This window comes from Streptobacillus felis (assembly GCF_001559775.1).
GTDB lineage: Bacteria > Fusobacteriota > Fusobacteriia > Fusobacteriales > Leptotrichiaceae > Streptobacillus > Streptobacillus felis.
This window is the reverse complement of the sequence record NZ_LOHX01000152.1, coordinates 91808-110913: the sequence shown is the minus strand read 5'-3', so window position 1 is coordinate 110913 and position 19106 is coordinate 91808. Positions and strand designations below refer to the sequence as shown.

Genomic DNA, 19106 nt, shown 5'->3' with positions numbered 1-19106 from the left:
ATTACTTACCCTCTTCTATATCTTTTAAAAGACTTCTTTTAAAATTCTTTTCAAGATTTTCTATTCTAAATTCATCAAGTTTTTCAGAAATAAACTTAGGAAATAAAGAATTATATCTACCTGTATATATTGAAATATATTCTACTAATACCGATTTATTTAATAACTCTTTCGCACTTTCTGTTTTGTTTGAAAGAAATAATAATATTATTATAGTAATAAGAATAATAATACTTGATTTAATAAATCCAAAAACAGCTCCTAATAATTTATTTACTATACCTAATGGCGTAATTGATAATAATTTTGTAATAAAATTTACCAAAATAGATATTAATATATATAAGAATATAAAAATCAAGAAATATGCTACATATCTAAATAATGTATTATCTGTTTTGATATTAGTAAATAGCTCCACTAAAGGTAAGAATATAGGAGTAAAATAAATTACTACTAAAAGTTTTATCAAGTTAAAAGCAGACTTGACAAAACCTTTTCTATAACCACCTATTATAAAAAATATTGTTAATATCACAATTAATATATCTAAAATCATTATTCCTCCGTCCAATAACTTCTTTCAACTCTCGAAGAAACAGCACATAATAATTCATAACTAATGGTATTTAACTCTTTAGCTAAATCATTTACCAATATATGTTCTCCAAAAATTTCAACAAAATCATCAATTTTTATTTCATCATCAACTTTAATCATAAATTGATCCATACATATATTACCAACTATAGGATAAAATTTACCATTAAAATAAACTCTAGACTTATTAGACATATATCTCAACATTCCATCTGCATAACCACAAGATACAGTTGCAATTATATCTCCTTTTTTAGCAAAATAAGTTTTTGAATACCCAATAAATGCATCATCTTCTAATATTTTAATATGATTTACTCTAGCTTTAAAAGTCATAACAGGTTCAAATATTTCATTCATTTCTCCACCATACATTATTATTCCAACTCTATATAAATCATATTCTTTATTATATTTAATACTTCCAAAACTATTCAACAAATGTTTATATTTTACATCTAATTTTGAAACTATTCTAGCATATTTTTCTATTTGTAATTTTGTATATTCTTCATCAAAGTCTGCAGAAGATAGATGTGAAAATATACCAACAGGTTTTAATAAATTATATGCTTTTTCAATTTCATCTTCCATAAAACCTATTCTACCCATACCAGTTTCTATAGCGTAATGAAAATTACCTACTATTTTATTTTCTAAAATATATTCTATATCTTCAAAATTAGAAATAGTTAAATGTATTCCTTTTGAAACTGCTTCTTTTATTTCACTTCTAGATATAGGTGAAAGTATTAAAACATTTACATTTGAAAACATTTCTATTATCTCATATGCTTCACTTTTTCTTGCAACACCAAAAAAGTTTACACCTAACTTAATAGCTCTTTTTACAATTTCTAATGAACCATGTCCATAAGCATTAGCCTTTACAACGGCCATAATTTTTTCAGATGGTACTTTATCAATTATTTTTTTTAAATTTCTTTCATAAGCATCCAAATTAATTATTGCATACGCACACATAATCACTCACCAACTCTAATATATTATTTAATACTTCTTCAAATGATAAATTATCAGTATTTATTTCTATAGCATCTTCTGCCTTTTTTAAAGGAGAGTGCTCTCTATTCATATCATCATAATCTCTTTTAATAATATCTTCAAGTATTTTATTATAGTCTAATTTATTATCTTCTAAATATCTTCTATTCGCTCTTACACTTGCAGATGCATTTAAGTATATTTTTATATCAGCATCTGGAAATACAACTGTACCTATATCTCTACCATCTAATATGACAGATTTATTTTTAGATATTTCTCTTTGCATTGCAACCATGTATTCTCTTACTTCTTTAATTTTAGAAACTGAAGAAGCCATCATAGATACATTATTTGCCCTAATTTCTTTAGTTACATCTATATCATCTAAAAAGAATTTTTCTCCTACAATATCAATATTTAATTCTTTCAAAATATTATTAATATTATTAATATTATTAATATTATTAATATCTAAATTATCTTTAATTATTTTATATCCTAATAATCTATACATAGCTCCTGTATCTAAGTGAGTAATATTTAATTTTTTTGCTATAGCTTTAGCTACACTACTTTTCCCACTACCTGATGGACCATCAATAGCAATTATCATTTTTTCACCTCTATATTTCTTCATATGATAAATTTATTCTCGTAATAGAAGTTGTTTTACCGTTTTTTGGATCTATAACCACCTCTATACCATTAATTCTCTTATTTTCTTCACATACAGTATATTTAGTTGGCATTCCATTTTTAAACTTCTTTATTATCTCTTTTTTATTCATACCTATTATACCATCATGACCACCTGTCATACCAACATCTGTAATATATCCAGTTTTGTTTAACAATATTCTTTCATCAGCCGTTTGTATATGGGTGTGAGTACCGTATACTAATGACGCTTTACCTGCTAAATTCCATCCCATAGCATTTTTTTCAGACGTAACCTCGGCGTGAAAATCTACAATGATTATATCCACCTCAGATTTTAACTCCTCAATCAATTCATCTACAGCTAAAAAAGGACAATGATTTGTATTCATATATACTTTACCTTGTAAACTTATTACTGCTATTTTAACATTATTTTTTTTGATTATTGCATAACCTTTTCCCGGATTTTCCTTAGAAAAATTATATGGTCTTATTATTCTTTCTTCATTATTTAAATAATCATAAATTTCCTTTTTATCAAAAGTATGATTTCCTAAAGTTATTACATCAACACCATAATTAAACATACTTTTTGCATTATTTGGTACTATACCAAAACCTCTATCTATATTTTCTGCATTTACTATAATAAAATCATAATTTTTTGCTCTTTTTGATAAAAATTTAAAAAGTGTATCTTCTCCTGGTAATCCAACTACATCTCCTATAATTGCAAATTTCATAATTTCCCCATTCTAAAAATTTAAGCAGTCAATTAAATATGACTGCTTAATATTCTACTTAATTAACTTAAAAACTATTTTGCATATTCAGTTGCTCTTGTTTCTCTAACAACAGTAACTTTTATTTGTCCTGGATATTGCATTTTTTCTTCAATATCTTTAACAACTTCTCTTGATAATATTACTGCTTGATCATCACTAATTTCTTCTGGTTTAACAATTAATCTTAACTCTCTTCCAGCTTGAATAGCATATGAACTTTCTATTCCATGATGTGAATTTGCAATTTCTTCTAATTGCTCTAAACGTTTTAAGTAATTTGATAATGTTTCTCTTCTAGCACCTGGTCTTGCAGCACTAATTGCATCTGCAGCCTGTACAATAATTGCTTCAACTGAAGTAGGTTCAACTTCATTGTGGTGTGCCTCTACAGCATTAATAACTATTTCATTTTCTCTAGAGAATCTTCTTAAGAAATCTGCTCCATTAATTGCATGAGAACCTTCTTGTTCATGAGAGAATGCTTTTCCTATATCATGTAATAATCCAGCTCTTTTTGCATAATCAACATTTACACCTAATTCAGTTGCTAAGGCAGAACATAAATGTGCAACTTCTATTGAATGTTGTAATATATTTTGCCCGAAAGATGTTCTAAATTTAAGCTTACCTAAAGTTTTTAAAACTTCTTTTGGTAAAGCAGGAATTCCAACTTCTAATATTGCTTCTTCAGCTGCACTTATCATTGAATTTTCAACTTCTGCTTGACATTTTTCAACTAATTCTTCTATCTTAGTAGGGTGTATTCTTCCATCTTGTATTAATTTTTCAAGAGCTAGTCTTGCAACTTCTCTTCTAACTCCATCAAAAGATGAAAGTACAACAGCTTCAGGAGTATCATCTATAATTAAATCAACACCTGTTGCAGCTTCTAAAGCTCTAATATTTCTTCCCTCTTTACCTATAATTCTACCCTTCATTTCTTCACTAGGTAATTGAACTACAGAAATAGTTGCATCAGCAACATAATCTGAAGCTGATTTATTTATTGCAATTGCTATTGCAGATTTTGCTAATCTTTCTTTTTCTCTTTCTAAATTGTATTCATAATCTCTAATTAAACGAGCTTTATCATATTCTAATTCATCTTCTAATTTAATTAAAATTATCTCTTTTGCTTGTTCAGAAGTAAGACCTGAAATTCTTTCTAATTCTTTTTCTTCTTTTTCTATCATTGAATTTAATTCATTTTCAATTTCAACAATTTTTTCTTTTCTTTCTTCTAATTTAGCTTCTTTTTCTTCTAATTTATTAGTTCTTAATTCTAAATTTTCTTCTTTTTTAGCTATCCTTTCCTCTTTAACTAAAATTTCAGACTTCATAACTTTAATTTCTTCATCAACTAATTTTCTCTGAGCTAAAAGTTCTTCTTTAACTTTTAAAGTTTCTTCTTTTTTGTATGATTCAATTTCTCTTTCTACATCTTTTTTTGTAGTTTCTAATTTTCTTTTTAAATTAAATATTTTCAATTCTAAGTCACTATATTCACCATATTTTTTAGTAAATTTACTTTTAGTTAAATTATATCCAACTAAAACAATAATTACCGCAATTAAGATGATTAATATATAAACAACCATTTTTTCTCCCTTCTTTTTTATTCAAATTCAACACTACTAATCATCCAATTATTATCTTCTTTCTCCCAAATTATATCAAAATACCAAGTTTCTGTTTCATAATTTATTAATAAAATAGATTTTACTTTATTACTTGATAATACTTCTAATTCTTCAGAAAACATAATTATAAACTCTGAAAAATTATAATTTGATAAGTGTGACAATATCATTTCATTTTTAAGTGTTGTTACTATCCTTTTTTTTATTTCGTCTTTATTATCTATTTTTGCTAAATCAATAATTTCATTTTGCACTTTAATTACTTCATTTGAAATAATTTTTTTTTCAAAGTTAGTTATCGTTGCTTTATTTTCAATACTTGAACAGCTTAACAATAGTAAATAAAACATTAGAAATATATATCTTTTCATATTCCTCCCATTATATTCAGTCTATCATATTTTTACTTTTTTTTCAATTATTTTCTAAAAAAAAAGACTAGTTTTTACTAGTCTTTTAAGTATTAGAACACTACTCTTGTTTTTAAATCTTTTATAATAATATTTATTTCATTTATTTTTGTTTGATCAGTTGTATATTTAATTGCTCTTTCAAATGTTTCTATTGCTTTTAAATAGTAATAATTTGAATCTTCAACTCTTATTTTACTATCACCTAATTTAACAAATTCTTGTGCTTCATTGTACATTTTAGTGAAATCATTGATATAGAAATCCATATTAATTCTTTTTTCTAAATCAGAAATTAAATTTTTTGTATCTTTAATCATTTTAGAATCTTTAGTATATTTTAAAGAATCATTTAATAAGTTAATTGCTTGTCTAAAATAGTAATTAGCATCAAATCTATTTTGTTTACTTTCTCCAAGTTTTATAAGATTTTTAGCTTTGTTATATAATTCTGTATATTTTGACAAATTACTTATCTCTTTATTATTTTGATTTATTTTTTGCTCTAAATTTTTAATATATGTGTTTATTTCATTTTTTCTATTTCTATCATTAGTTAAATCATATGCATTTTTATATGCAGTTATTGCTTGTTTATAGTAATAATTTGCATTCTCATAAGTAGTTTGTTTATCTCCTAAATTTACAAACTCTACAGCCTTATTAAACTCTTGTACAAACTTATATTCTTTTTCATAATTAGAATTATTATTTTTTATTTTTAATTCTAAATCTTGTATTAATCTATTAACTTCATTACGTTTATAGTAATCATTTGTATAATTTAAAGCTTTTTTAAAACTATCTATTGCTAATTTATAGTAATAATTTGCATCGTCTAATCTATAAGCTTTATCACCTTGTTCTCTATATGACATAGCTTGTCTGTAATATACATCAAAATTATTAGCTTGATTGTTTCCTGTTCTAGTTCTAATATTTTCTAAATATACATCTATTTGACTTACTTTAGATCTTTCACCACGAGAAATGTATATTTCTCTTGCTTTTTCAAATGATGTTTTTGCTACATCATATCTTTGTAAGTTATAGTTTCTTTGACCTTCTTCAAAATATTTATCTGCTATTTGTAATTCTTGTCTATATTTTATATTTTCTAAATATACATCAATTTCTCTAGATAAAGTATAATTACCATAATATTCATAAATTTTCTTAGCTTCTAAAAATCTTGTTTTAGCTCTGTCATAGCTACCTGAATTATAGTTTTTCTTAGCTTCATCAAAATTTCTATTTGCAACATCAAAGTCTATTCTACGTTTAATATCTTTTAAATAAGTATCAATTTGATCAACATTTCTACTCATAGAATATTTATAATAAATAGATCTTGATTGTTCTAATTTAGTTTTAGCTTCAGAAAATCTTGATGAATTATATAAGCTTATTCCAGAAGTATAATACTCAGAAGCTAAAGCTAAATCAATATCTTTTTTAAGGTTAATGTATTTTTGTTGAGAATTTCTATAATTATCACTAAAGTCTTTATATGATTCATATCCTCTATAATATAATTCTTTAGCTTCTTCAAATTTTGCAAGTCTTTCTAAACTTTCAGCTTTATTAATATATATATCTGCTGTATATCTTGCAAATGATTCAAATAATGATGAATATTGTCCGTTTTTTGCACCAGCATTTCTTAATTTATTAATAAATTCCCCTAAAGAATTAATTCTATCGTTTAAGTCATAATTAGCATATTTTTTAATTGATTCAATAGCTTTATTTAAATTTCTATAATTATCTTGTCTTAATCTAAAATCTGTATATTTTTCTAAAATAGGATTTTTTTCTATAATACTACCCATCTGCCATAATTCAAAATATGTATTTGAAATAGTTCTTTCATCTGTTGCATTATTTATTATAGAAACATACCTATTTTCTGTTTCTCTTATTCTGTTTATGATTTCTCTTTCAATTTCTACAGGAACAGGACCTTTAGCATTTTTCAGTTCATATGCTGTAGTTTCAAGAGCTCCTATATAATCTCCTCTTTCATATTGTTCTTTTGCTGTTAAAGCAGAACATGACGTAATAAATAAACTTACTACTATACCAATAAATAAATTTCTTAAATTTTTTTTCATTTTCTTCACCTCTCCTTGTTATACACTAATGATACACCGAATAAAATCAAATGTCAATGGAACTAATAGAGTTATAAGTTTATTATTGGAATTTGCATATTTTTTTATTGCAATATTCAAATTATACGAGTATAATAAAAAAAGAGGTGATAATATGAAAAAGAAAGAATTACTAGAATTTATTCAAAATTAAAAACTTGATACAATAATGATTACAACACCAAAAAATGTAGAATACTTAACAAATTTTGCATGTGATCCTCACGAAAGAACATTGATATATGCTTTAAATAATAAAGGTGAAGAATTTATTCTATGTCCTAAATTAGAGGAAGAAGATGCGAAAAAATCTACAAATGATATTACAGTTATCGGATACTTAGATACACAAAATCCATATGAAGTTTTAAAAAAATATACTTCTGATATAAGTAAATTGGGAATAGAAAAAGATCATTTAACAGTATCAAGATATGAATCTATAAAAGATGTATATAATGTTTCTGAAGTAAAAGATATTTCATCTTTGGTTAGAAATTTTAGAAAGAAAAAAAATGATAAAGAATTAGAGCTTATGGAAAAGGCAGCATATTATGCTGATATATGTATAGATATTGCAGTTAAAAATTTAAGGGTTGGTATTACTGAACTTGAATTAAAATCAATAATAGAAAATGAAATAAAAAAACATAATATTTGTAAAATGAGTTTTGATACTATTGTATTATTCGGTGAAAATGCAGCTAGTCCACATGGTGTAAGCGGTTCTAGAAAACTTAAAGAAAATGAATATGTTTTACTAGATTTAGGATGTTATTACAAAGGATATGCAAGCGATATTACTAGATGTATAGAATTTGGTAAAGTTGGAAAATTTGAAAAAGAAATATATGATTTAGTATTACGTGCAAATACAGAGGCAATAAAGGCTGTAAAACCTGGAATATCATTTGCATATTTAGATAAAATTGCAAGAGATATAATTACTGAAGCTGGATACGGAAAATATTTCAATCACAGATTAGGTCATGGATTAGGTATGGACTGTCATGAATACCCTGATGTATCAGAAAAAACAAAAGATTTATTAGAACCAGGGATAACATTTACTATTGAACCAGGTATATATATACCTGATAAAGTAGGTATTAGAATTGAAGATGACATATTTGTAACTGAAGATGGATGTAAGGTTTTAACTAAATATATAAAATAAAAAAGCTGAATTAAAATTCAGCTTTTTTTATCCTAATCTTTGTCTAGCGTCACTAGCTCTCTTTAATGCTTCTCCAATATAGTTAATACATAACATAATAACTAAGATTAATAATGATGCTGGCATCCATACCCACCATTTATCAGCAAGTACTTCTGGAGCTGTTGCATAACTTATTAATATTCCTAAAGATGGAACTTGAGGAGGTAAACCATAACCTAAGAAAGTTAATCCTGTTTCTATCCCTAAATTCCCTGCAAAACCTAAAGTTAAACCAACAATAATTAAAGATGAAATATTTGGTAATAATTCTCTAAAAATTATTTTAACATCACTAGTACCCATAGTTTTTGATGCATTAATATAGTCTCTTCTAACTTCTGATAATACTTTACTACGAATAAGTCTTGCTGTTCCTGTCCAATAAAATACTGACATTATTAATATAAATGTAACAACATTGTATTGAGGCACTATAGTAACAAAAACTATTATTATTAATGTAGTTGGTAAAATACTTATGAAATCTATAATTCTCATTGCAATATTTTCTATCCAACCACCATAATAAGAAATAATTACTCCTACTACTATTCCAATAAATGATGTAATTATAGTTACTGAGAATCCTATTACTATTGAGTTTCTAGCACCAATAATTAACTGACCTAGTATACTACGCCCACCATAGTCAGCTCCTAACCAATAACCTTCTAATGGAGCTGCATACTTATCTAATAACCTAACCTTCATTACATCGTTAACATCTAAGAAAAATGTTGCAGATATAAATATTATTAATATTAAACTTACAAATAAAGTTAGAGAAAATAAAGCAGCTTTATCTTTCTGAAACTCTCTTTTAATTACATTAAATCCTGATGGAACTTCACTTTTAAAATTATCAACATTTTCTTTTTGTTCTGATTTTTCGTGCATTTCATCCATTTCTAATTCTAAATCTTCGTTTGTCTTCATTTTTCTCCTCCTTTACTCTATTCTAATTCTTGGATCTACTATCATTAATAAGATATCAGATAATAATGAACCTAATAAACTTAAGAATCCATAAAATAATATTAATGTTGTAATAACTGAATAATCTCTAGATGATATTGATGAAATAAATAATTGTCCCATACCTGGATAATTAAATATAGTTTCTATAAATATAGATCCACCAAATAAACCTGTAATAGTATAACCTAAGAAAGCTGCTATAGGTAATACAGAGTTTCTAAAGATGTGTTTTGAATAAACAACTGATTCAGGTACACCTTTTGCTCTTGCTGTTTTAACATAATCTAATGATTTTGAATCTATAATTTCACTTCTTAAGTATCTTATAGTCCATGTTGTAGCAAGTAAAGCATATGTTATAGCTGGTAATAATAAGTGATATATCTTATTAATTACATAAGCTGAAGTACCAGGTGTATATCCTAAATCTACTGAACCTCCAGTAGGGAATATTCTTAATTTATATCCAAAAATAAATACCATTAATAATGATAAGATAAATGTAGGCATTGCATAACTTATAAAGTTATAAACTGTAACAATTTTATCTAATCTTGAACCATCATATCTTCCACTTAAAATCCCTAAAGGAATTGCAATTGAATACATTAAAATAACTGATAATAATGATAAGAAAAATGTATTATATATTCTTTCACCTATTATTCTTGTTACTGGTAATTTATATGTATAACTTATACCAAAATTTCCACTAAATGCTCTTTTCATCCAATTAACATATTGAACATATAAAGGATCGTATAACCCTGCTTCTCTTCTTAATTTTTCTATTGCTTCAGGTGGTGTTGTCGGAGATATTAACCCAGTAAACGGATCCCCTGGCATTAACTTAGCAACCACGAATACTATAATACTTAAGATAAATAATTGAGGAATCATTGCAATAACTCTTCTTAAAACCGTTTTCCACATATTTTATTTACCTCCCTTTTTTAAAGCAACATAATGTTCATTTGATTCATCAAATAATTCTAAATCAAATACTTTTCCATTTTCATCATAGTATACTTTTTCTAATTCTTTATATTCTTTATCAATTTGTACCCTAAAGTCTCTCTTTTCATCTCTAATTAAAGGATTAACATCAGGTATAGCTGCTATTAATCTCTTAGTATAAATATGTTGTGGTTGAGAGTAAATTACTTTTTTATCTCCTGTTTCAACAAATCTTCCTTTATACATTATAGAAATATGATCACACATATGTTTTACAACACCTAAATCATGAGATATAAATATATAGCTTAAACCTAATTGTTTTTGTATTTTTTTCATGTAATTTAATACTTGAGCTTGTACAGATAAATCTAAAGCTGATACAGGCTCATCTGCTATTATTAATTTGGGATTAGTTGCTATCGCTCTTGCAACACCTAATCTTTGTCTTTGTCCTCCACTAAACTCATGTGGGTATTTAACTATATTATCTTCAGTCATACCAACTATTTCAAGTAATTCTACTACTCTTTTTCTTTCTTGTTCTGGAGTAAAGTTCTCAAAGTTTTTTAAAGGTTCAGATAATAAATCTAAAACCCTTTTTTTAGGATTCAATGAAGACATTGAATCTTGGAATATCATTTGCACATTCTTTCTATACATTGATTTTCTCTTTACTCTATTTAAATTAATTTCTTCACCTTCATAGAAAAGTTTGCCTTCAGTAATTTTTTCTAATCCTATTATAGATTTCCCTATAGTTGACTTTCCAGAACCAGATTCTCCAACTAATCCATAAGTTTTTCCTTTTTCTATTTCCATGCTTACACCATCAACGGCTTTAACATAATCTTGAATAGTATTAAAAAAACCTCCTCTAATTGGGTAATGAACTTTAAGTCCTTCTAATTTAATTAATTTGCTCACTATTCCTCACCTTCTTTTGCAAAATAGAAGTTTTTGTAACATGTGCATCTTACAAAGTGTCCTTCTTCAACTTCATGCAATGTTGGTACTTCTTCATGTTCCCCTTCTGCTATCCAAGGAATTCTATGTCTAAATCTACATCCTTTTCTTGGAAGATTTTTTAATGATGGAACTGTACCATGTATAACATGTAAATCATCATCAGAGTTTGAATCCATTTGTGGTATAGAACTTAATAATGATTTAGTATATGGATGTTGCGGATTTCTAAATAAATCATATACTGAAGCAAGCTCTACAATTTCTCCTGCATACATTACAGCAACTCTATCAGCTATCTCAGCAACTACTCCTAAGTCATGTGTAATTAGTATTATACCCGCTCCTATATCTGATTGTAATTCACGAATTAAATCAAGAATTTGAGCTTGTATAGTAACATCTAATGCTGTTGTAGGTTCATCAGCAATTAGTATATCTGGTCTACAAGAAAGTGCAATAGCTATTATTATTCTCTGTCTCATTCCTCCAGATAACTCATGCGGGAATTGTCTCATAACTCTTTCTGGATTATTTATCCCTACTTTTGTTATTAATTCCTTAACTCTGTTTACTCTTTCTTCTGGAGTTAAATTTGTATGATATTTTAATCCTTCTTCTATTTGATTCCCTATTCTCATTAAAGGATTTAATGCAGATAATGGATCTTGGAATATCATTCCTATTTTAGCTCCTCTTATATCATTGAATTCTTTCTCTGTAAAATCAACTAAATTATTTCCTTCAAAATTAATTTCTCCAGAAACTTTTGTATATATTGGATTATGTAATCCCATTATTGAAGTTGCAAGTGTAGATTTACCACAACCAGACTCACCAACTATGGCTAAAACCTCATTTTTTCTTAAATCAAAACTTACACCATCAACAGCATTATAATATGTATCTTTTATACGAAAACTTGTTATTAAATTTCTTACTTCTAATAGTAGATCATTTTGTTTTTTATCGTCCATATTAATTCTACTCCTTTCTACTTATTTCATTCACTTAATTACTATTTTACTACATTTTTTATTTTTTTTCCATATATTAACTATATAAATTATATATATAAATATATATAATATCAATCTTTGCATTTTTTACATTTACCCTTTATGTAGAATTGTACATCATCTATACTAATTTCTCTTAATATTTCTAAATCAAATTTATTATAATCTATCTCAAAATCAACCATTTTACCACAGTTTAAACATTTGAAATGTCCATGTGGATAATTTTCAACATCATATCTTGTTTCATTGCCCTCTATTACTATTGCATTTGCAATTTTATTTTCTACAAATAAATTTAAAGTATTATATACTGTAGTTTTAGATAAAGTTGGCAACTCTGGCAATAAATCTTTATATATCTTATCTACAGTTGGATGTATGTGATTAGAATGTAAATAATCAAGAATTTTTATCCTATGTATTGAGGGTTTTATTCCCTTATCTTTTAAATATTTTTCTATTAAATGCATATTACCACCTTATATATTGTTTTATTTATTATATAACCTCATTGTATTTTTGTCAAGTTTGTAATGCATACAATTTTGAAAAATAAAAACCTCACACAGTGAGGTTTTTTATAATAAATTTATCCCATTTTTTATACATTCTTCTTCAATTTCTTTAGTCCAAATAGAAGCCTGTACTTCTCCTATATGAGCTTTTTGTAAAAAAAACATGCATATTCTTGATTGTCCTAATCCTCCACCAATAGTTAGTGGTAATTCATCATTCAATAACATTTTATGATAATCTAAATTTTCTCTATCCTTATTACCTGAAATCTCTAATTGTTTTCTTAATGTATCTTTATCTACTCTAATTCCCATAGACGATAATTCAAATGCTGATTTTAAAATATCATTCCATACTAATATATCACCATTTAACTCCCAATCATCATAATCTGGTGCTCTTCCGTCGTGTTTCTCTCCACTTTTTAATTCTTTACCTATTTGCATTAAAAATACTGCTCTATGTTTTCTTGTAATCTCATTTTCTCTTTCTTTTGGACTTAAGTTTGGATACATATCTTCAAGTTCTTGAGAAGTTAAGAAATAAATATCATTAGGTAATAATTGTTTTAAATCATGATATTTCATATTAACATATGATTCTGTTGCTAAAAATACCTTGTATATCTTAGTTACAGTTTCTTTTAAGAATTCTATTCCTCTTTCTCTAGTTTCTTTTGATATTACTAATTCCCAATCCCATTGATCTACATATATTGAATGAGTATTATCTAAATCTTCATCACGTCTTATGGCATTCATATCTGTATATATACCATAATTTTCTTTTATTCCATATCTTTTTAATGCCATTCTCTTCCATTTTGCAAGTGAATGTATAATTTCAATTGTTGTTTCTGGACTTTCCTTCATGTCAAATGCAACTGGTCTTTCTACATCATTTAAGTTATCATTTAGTCCTGTTGATTTAACTACAAATAGAGGTGCTGAAATTCTTGTTAAATTAAGAGCATCTGCAAGACCTCTCTCAAAAAAATCTTTAATTTCCTTAATTGCAACCTCTGTTTGCATAATATTTAAACTTGTTTTATATCCCTCTGGTACGAATAATTTCATTTTTTAACCTTTCAATTTTAAAAATTCTTCCTCTGTTAATATTTTAACCCCTAATTTATTAGCTTTTTCTAATTTAGAACCTGCTTTTTCACCAACTATTAAATAATCTAAATTTTTACTAACAGATGATAAATAGATTCCTCCATTTTTTTCTATCAATTCTTTAACTTCTTCTCTTTTTAAATTTGTAAACTTACCAGTTGCTAAAAATTTTTTATTAGTTATGAAATCATTATTTACTATTTCATCACTTATGTATTCTAAATTAATGCCAATATTTTTAAATTCATTTATTAATAAGATATTTTCTGTGTCCTTAAAATAGTTATATATAGAAGAAGCTACTTTTTCTCCTACACCTTCTATAGACATTAACTCTTCATGACTTGAATCAATAATTTTATCTATAGTTTTAAAATGCTTTACCACTAATTTTGATGTAGTTTTACCTACAAATTCAATACCTAAAGAATAAAAAAACTTTTCAAAACTAATATTTTTTGAATTCTCAATATTGTTTAATAAATTATCAACACTTTTTTGACCCATTTTATCTAAACTCATTAATTCTTCTCTATAATCTTTTAAAGAAAAAATATCTGTAACAGATTTTATCAATTTTAAATCAACGAATTTTTCAACTATCTTATTACCTAGTCCTTGTATGTTTAATGCATCTCTACTTACAAAGTATTCTATTTTTCTCTTCAATTTTTCTTGACAGTTTAAATTTTTACATTTAATTGCAACCTGTCCTTCTTCTTTTATTACATCACTATTACAACTAGGACATTTTTTTATATATTCTATATTTTTTTCAGAACCATCTCTTTTTTCAAATATAGTTTTAACTACTTGTGGTATTATTTCTGCAGCTTTTTCTATTAATACTGTATCACCAATTTTTAAGCCTAATCTTTCTATTTCATCCATATTATGTAATGAAGCTCTTTTAACAACAGAACCTGATATATTTACAGGCTCAAGTTCAGCAACAGGTGTTATGACACCTGTTCTACCAACTTGAAAACTTACATCCAATACTTTAGTTTCTTTTTGTTCAGCTTTAAATTTATACGCTATAGCCCATTTAGGTGATTTAGATGTAAATCCTAAAATGTTATACCATTTATATTCATTTACTTTTATAACTAACCCATCAGTTTCATATTCTAGATTTTTTCTATTTTTATCCCAAAATTCTATTTCTTTTTCTAAATCATCAATAAAATTACATTTAGTAAAAACTTTTGTAGTTTTAAATCCTAATTTTTCAATAAAATCAATAGACTCTAGATGTGTAGAAACTCCATATTTTTCTGGATTAACTAAATAATATAGGTAACAATCTAAATTTCTATCTTTTACTATAGTGTTATCTAACTGTCTAATAGTTCCAGCAGCAGCATTTCTAGGATTTGCAAAAACAGTTTCTCCATTTTCTTCTCTTTCAAGATTAATTCTTTCAAATTCTTTTAAAGGTAAAACTATTTCTCCTCTAACTTCCAAATCAATTTCTTTTTTTAATACTTTTGGAATACTAAAAATTTGAGAAACATTTTCTGTAACATCTTCTCCTATACTTCCATCTCCCCTAGTGACTGCTTTAACTAATTTACCTTTTTCATAAATAAGACTTATACTTAATCCATCAAGTTTTAATTCAAGTATATATTCTACATTTTCTCCTGTATCTTTTTTTATTCTTAAATCAAAAGCTCTAAGATCATTCATAGAGTATGTATTAGAAAGACTCAGCATAGGATTTTTATGTTTAACTTTTTTAAATTTTTCACTAGATTTCCCACCTAATATTTCCGTGGGTGAGTTGTCCAATTTAAAATCTGGAAAATCCTTTTCCATTTGTTCTAATTTTTTCAACAACATATCATATTCTTGATCTGTGATTAAACTTTCATCAAGATTATAGTAATAGTGATTATATTTTTCTATATCTTGTCTTAATTTTTCGTATTCTTTTTTTTTATCCTCTAAATTTTCGAAATCAAAAAGCAACATTCTATCTCCTATTTAATTCCACTATAATTTGGTGCTTCTTTAGTAACTATAACATCATGAGGATGTGATTCTTTTAATCCAGCATTAGTAATTTTAACAAATTTACCATTAACTTTTAAATCTTCAATAGTAGGTGTACCACAATATCCCATTCCTGAACGTAATCCACCACATAATTGGAATAATACGTCTTTTAATTTTCCTTTTAATGGAACCATAGATTCTATACCTTCTGGTACTAGTTTATCAGTTGCAGACTCTAATTGGAAATATCTATCTTTACTTCCTCTTTTCATAGCCACTAATGAACCCATTCCAACATAACTCTTATAAGCTCTTCCATTATATAGAATTTCTTCACCTGGTGATTCATGTGTTCCTGCTAATAATCCTCCTAACATAACACAGTCAGCACCTGCAGCAATAGCTTTAACTATATCTCCAGAAAGTTTTATTCCTCCATCAGCAATTACTCCTATACCTTTTTCATTACAGTATTCAGCAACTTCCATTACAGCTGATAATTGAGGCATTCCCACTCCAGAAATAACACGAGTTGTACAAATAGATCCTGGTCCTACTCCTACTTTAACTGCATCTACTCCAGCTTCTACTAATGCTATAGCAGCTTCTTTAGTAACAATGTTACCACCTATTAGATTTAAATTAGGAAATTCTCTTCTTATTTCTTTTATTTTTTCTATAACTCCATGAGAATGTCCATGAGCAGAATCTACAGTAATAATATCTACACCTGCCTCTACTAATGCTTTAACTCTTCTTAAAGTATCAGTTCCTATCCCAACTGCTGCTCCAACTCTTAATCTACCTTTATCATCTTTACATGCATTAGGGTAATTTGAAACATTGTCTATATCTTTAATAGTAATTAATCCTTTTAATTTACCATTTTCAACTATAGGTAATTTTTCTATTCTATGTTCTAATAATATTTTTTTTGCTTCTTCAAATGTAGTTCCAACTTTTGCAGTAATTAAATTTTCTTTAGTCATTACATCTACAACTTTTGAAGTTAAATCTTCTCTATATTTTAAATCTCTATTAGTTATTATACCTAATAATTCATTTTCACCATTAATTACAGGTAACCCAGAAATTTTATATTTTCTCATAATTTCGTTTGCTTCTTGTAAATCAGATCCAACATTTAAAGTAATAGGATTAGTTATCATACCACTTTCAAATATTTTAACTTTATTAACTTCTTCTGCTTGTCTTTCTATAGTCATATTCTTATGAATAAATCCTATACCACCCTCTCTTGCTATAGCAATAGCAAGTTCAGCTTCAGTAACTGTATCCATAGCCGCACTAATAATAGGTACATTTAACGTTAATTTTTTTGTTAATTTAGTTTTTAAATCTACCTCACTTGGAATAATAGTTGAACTTTGAGGTATTAATAATACATCATCAAAAGTTAATCCTTCTAATACAATTTTACTCATTTCTACACTCCTAACCAATTTATATATTTTTTTGTTAATTCAAAAGATTTACCTAACATAAAATCATTTTCATTTTTTAAGTTACCACATATAGCTGGATGATTATGTTTAATTATTTCTCCATTAGCTATATATTTTTCCATTAAGGCAGCATCATTACCCCATAATAGATATGTTATATTTAGGTTTTTGTTACTAATATATACTATTAAATCATTAATTATATTCTCCCAAAATTTATGATGAGCACCTGCTTTATCAATTAAAGTTGTTAAAGAGGAATTCAATAATAATACACCTTGTTTTTCCCAACTCTTAAATATTTTATTTGGTGGTAAAATATTAAATTCTTTCTTTAATATAGAATTTCTTATTTCAGAAATATCTCCCATCTTACCTGTATATGTTTTATATATCAATTTCAAAATATTCTTTAGAGATGTATTTACTTTCTCATCATGCCAATTATCACTTTCTACTTCAAAAGCAAGTCCTGTTGCAACGCCTCTTTGAAAGTATGGATCTTTACCCATAATACAAACTTTAATATTAGAAATATCTTGATTTAAAGCTTTAAATATTTTTTCTGAACTTGGTGTATAACTTACATAATCTGCATCTAAATTATCTATAAATCCTTTAATTTTTGAAACTATATTAATATCGAAAAAATCTTTATAACTTTCATGTATTTTGTATTTATACATAAATTCATTTACAACATCATCAAATTTATTTTCAGAATTTATTTTATCAAATATTTTCATTCTATTGCTAAATGAAAGCACATAAATTTTTGTATCAAATATTTGTATTTTTTTAATTTCTTCTTGAAAAATCTTATATATTTTTAAAATATTTAAATTACTATCTGTTACTATTAATTCTCCATTAATATTACCAAAATAAAAATAGTCTTCATCTTTTTCTATATATGTTATCTTATATTTAGAAATTCTATGCGATTCTTTTATTTGTGATTCTAAAATATCCCAAATTTCTATATATCCTTCATCAGTTGAAGCAACATAATCCAATTTATCTATTTTAGAATAAATATGATTAGTTGTTGAACTAATTTCAGCAATTTTTTTTAAATTTTGTAAAGAGAAAATAATTATTTTTATAGTACTTTCATGCATTTTTCTGTACTTTATCAAAATATTTTCACCACTAATATATATTTTAAATCTACCCTCAACATTTTCTGTTAAAGGAAAGGCTTTTAAAGTTTCTGAATCTACTTCATTTACATAAAGTATACCATTAGAAATATATGCTATCTTACCAGATTTACTTACAACTATATTCTCTATGTTATTTATTGGTAATATAATTTCATTAACAATTTTTTTTCTTTTACCATCTACTTTAAATATCTTATTATCCATAGAGACTATATATAAGTCATTACTTTGAAATAACTGATTTTCATATTTAATAAATGTAATACTTTCAGAATTTTTCATTTTCCCCTTTATACTTTTAAATACTTTTAAATCCTTCAAAAAATTTAATGATTCACCAGTAGTTATTAAAGTATTATTTAGTGGGTCTAATTCAAAATCAGATATATTAAAATTAAAATTAATACTGTCTTTTAATATCAATTCCATATATTTACCTAC

At 25.8% G+C, this 19106-nt stretch carries 17 protein-coding genes; 1 reads left to right on the top strand and 16 read right to left on the bottom strand.

Features of this window, described 5'->3' with window-relative positions; translation table 11 throughout:
• Position 1: 1 nt before the first annotated feature.
• From AYC60_RS03155 to AYC60_RS03125, 7 genes are all read right to left on the bottom strand, one after another.
• Complete coding sequence (locus AYC60_RS03155; RefSeq protein WP_067321201.1) at positions 2 to 559, bottom strand: CvpA family protein; 558 nt, start codon at positions 557 to 559, stop codon at positions 2 to 4.
• A complete protein-coding gene (gene alr / locus AYC60_RS03150; RefSeq protein ID WP_067321198.1) occupies positions 559 to 1584 on the bottom strand; it encodes an alanine racemase in 1026 nt (341 codons plus the stop codon). The genes AYC60_RS03155 and alr overlap by 1 nt, the downstream gene beginning before the upstream one ends.
• A complete protein-coding gene (gene cmk, locus AYC60_RS03145; RefSeq protein ID WP_067321196.1) occupies positions 1562 to 2221 on the bottom strand; it encodes a (d)CMP kinase in 660 nt (219 codons plus the stop codon). Before cmk ends, alr begins: the two co-directional genes overlap by 23 nt.
• A gap of 10 nt (positions 2222 to 2231) precedes the next feature.
• Complete coding sequence (locus tag AYC60_RS03140) at positions 2232 to 3011, bottom strand: TIGR00282 family metallophosphoesterase (protein WP_067321193.1); 780 nt, start codon at positions 3009 to 3011, stop codon at positions 2232 to 2234.
• A 74-nt stretch (positions 3012 to 3085) separates the two neighbouring features.
• Positions 3086 to 4651, bottom strand: a complete 1566-nt coding sequence (gene rny, locus AYC60_RS03135) for a ribonuclease Y (protein ID WP_067321190.1) — start codon at positions 4649 to 4651, stop codon at positions 3086 to 3088.
• Between the two features lie 17 nt (positions 4652 to 4668).
• Positions 4669 to 5064, bottom strand: a complete 396-nt coding sequence (locus AYC60_RS03130; protein ID WP_067321187.1) for a hypothetical protein — start codon at positions 5062 to 5064, stop codon at positions 4669 to 4671.
• Positions 5065 to 5156: 92 nt separating this feature from the next.
• On the bottom strand, positions 5157 to 7217 hold the full coding sequence (locus AYC60_RS03125) for a hypothetical protein (protein ID WP_067321184.1): 2061 nt from the start codon (positions 7215 to 7217) through the stop codon (positions 5157 to 5159).
• A 205-nt stretch (positions 7218 to 7422) separates the two neighbouring features.
• Between AYC60_RS03125 and AYC60_RS03120 the strand changes: the two genes are divergently transcribed.
• Positions 7423 to 8433, top strand: a complete 1011-nt coding sequence (locus AYC60_RS03120; RefSeq protein WP_330996902.1) for a M24 family metallopeptidase — start codon at positions 7423 to 7425, stop codon at positions 8431 to 8433.
• Between the two features lie 27 nt (positions 8434 to 8460).
• Here AYC60_RS03120 and AYC60_RS03115 read toward each other — a convergent pair whose 3' ends face one another.
• From AYC60_RS03115 to AYC60_RS03075, 9 genes are all read right to left on the bottom strand, one after another.
• On the bottom strand, positions 8461 to 9411 hold the full coding sequence (locus AYC60_RS03115) for an ABC transporter permease (RefSeq protein WP_067321179.1): 951 nt from the start codon (positions 9409 to 9411) through the stop codon (positions 8461 to 8463).
• Between the two features lie 12 nt (positions 9412 to 9423).
• Positions 9424 to 10386, bottom strand: coding sequence for an oligopeptide ABC transporter permease (opp4B, locus tag AYC60_RS03110; protein WP_067321176.1), 963 nt, complete (start codon positions 10384 to 10386; stop codon positions 9424 to 9426).
• A gap of 3 nt (positions 10387 to 10389) precedes the next feature.
• Positions 10390 to 11337 (bottom strand): ATP-binding cassette domain-containing protein, encoded by a 948-nt coding sequence (locus AYC60_RS03105; protein ID WP_067321174.1) that lies wholly within the window; start codon positions 11335 to 11337, stop codon positions 10390 to 10392.
• A complete protein-coding gene (locus AYC60_RS03100) occupies positions 11337 to 12353 on the bottom strand; it encodes an ABC transporter ATP-binding protein (protein ID WP_067321171.1) in 1017 nt (338 codons plus the stop codon). Before AYC60_RS03100 ends, AYC60_RS03105 begins: the two co-directional genes overlap by 1 nt.
• A gap of 113 nt (positions 12354 to 12466) precedes the next feature.
• A complete protein-coding gene (locus AYC60_RS03095) occupies positions 12467 to 12868 on the bottom strand; it encodes a Fur family transcriptional regulator (protein WP_067321168.1) in 402 nt (133 codons plus the stop codon).
• 108 nt (positions 12869 to 12976) lie between these two features.
• Positions 12977 to 13990: an aspartate--ammonia ligase gene (gene asnA, locus AYC60_RS03090; protein ID WP_067321166.1), complete on the bottom strand. Its 1014-nt coding sequence runs from the start codon at positions 13988 to 13990 to the stop codon at positions 12977 to 12979.
• A gap of 3 nt (positions 13991 to 13993) precedes the next feature.
• Positions 13994 to 16009, bottom strand: a complete 2016-nt coding sequence (gene ligA, locus AYC60_RS03085) for an NAD-dependent DNA ligase LigA (RefSeq protein WP_082762553.1) — start codon at positions 16007 to 16009, stop codon at positions 13994 to 13996.
• A gap of 8 nt (positions 16010 to 16017) precedes the next feature.
• Entirely contained in the window at positions 16018 to 17478 is a 1461-nt protein-coding gene (gene guaB, locus AYC60_RS03080) for an IMP dehydrogenase (protein WP_067321161.1), read from the bottom strand.
• Between the two features lie 2 nt (positions 17479 to 17480).
• Positions 17481 to 19094, bottom strand: a complete 1614-nt coding sequence (locus tag AYC60_RS03075; protein WP_067321158.1) for a uracil-DNA glycosylase — start codon at positions 19092 to 19094, stop codon at positions 17481 to 17483.
• Between the last annotated feature and the right edge of the window lie 12 nt (positions 19095 to 19106).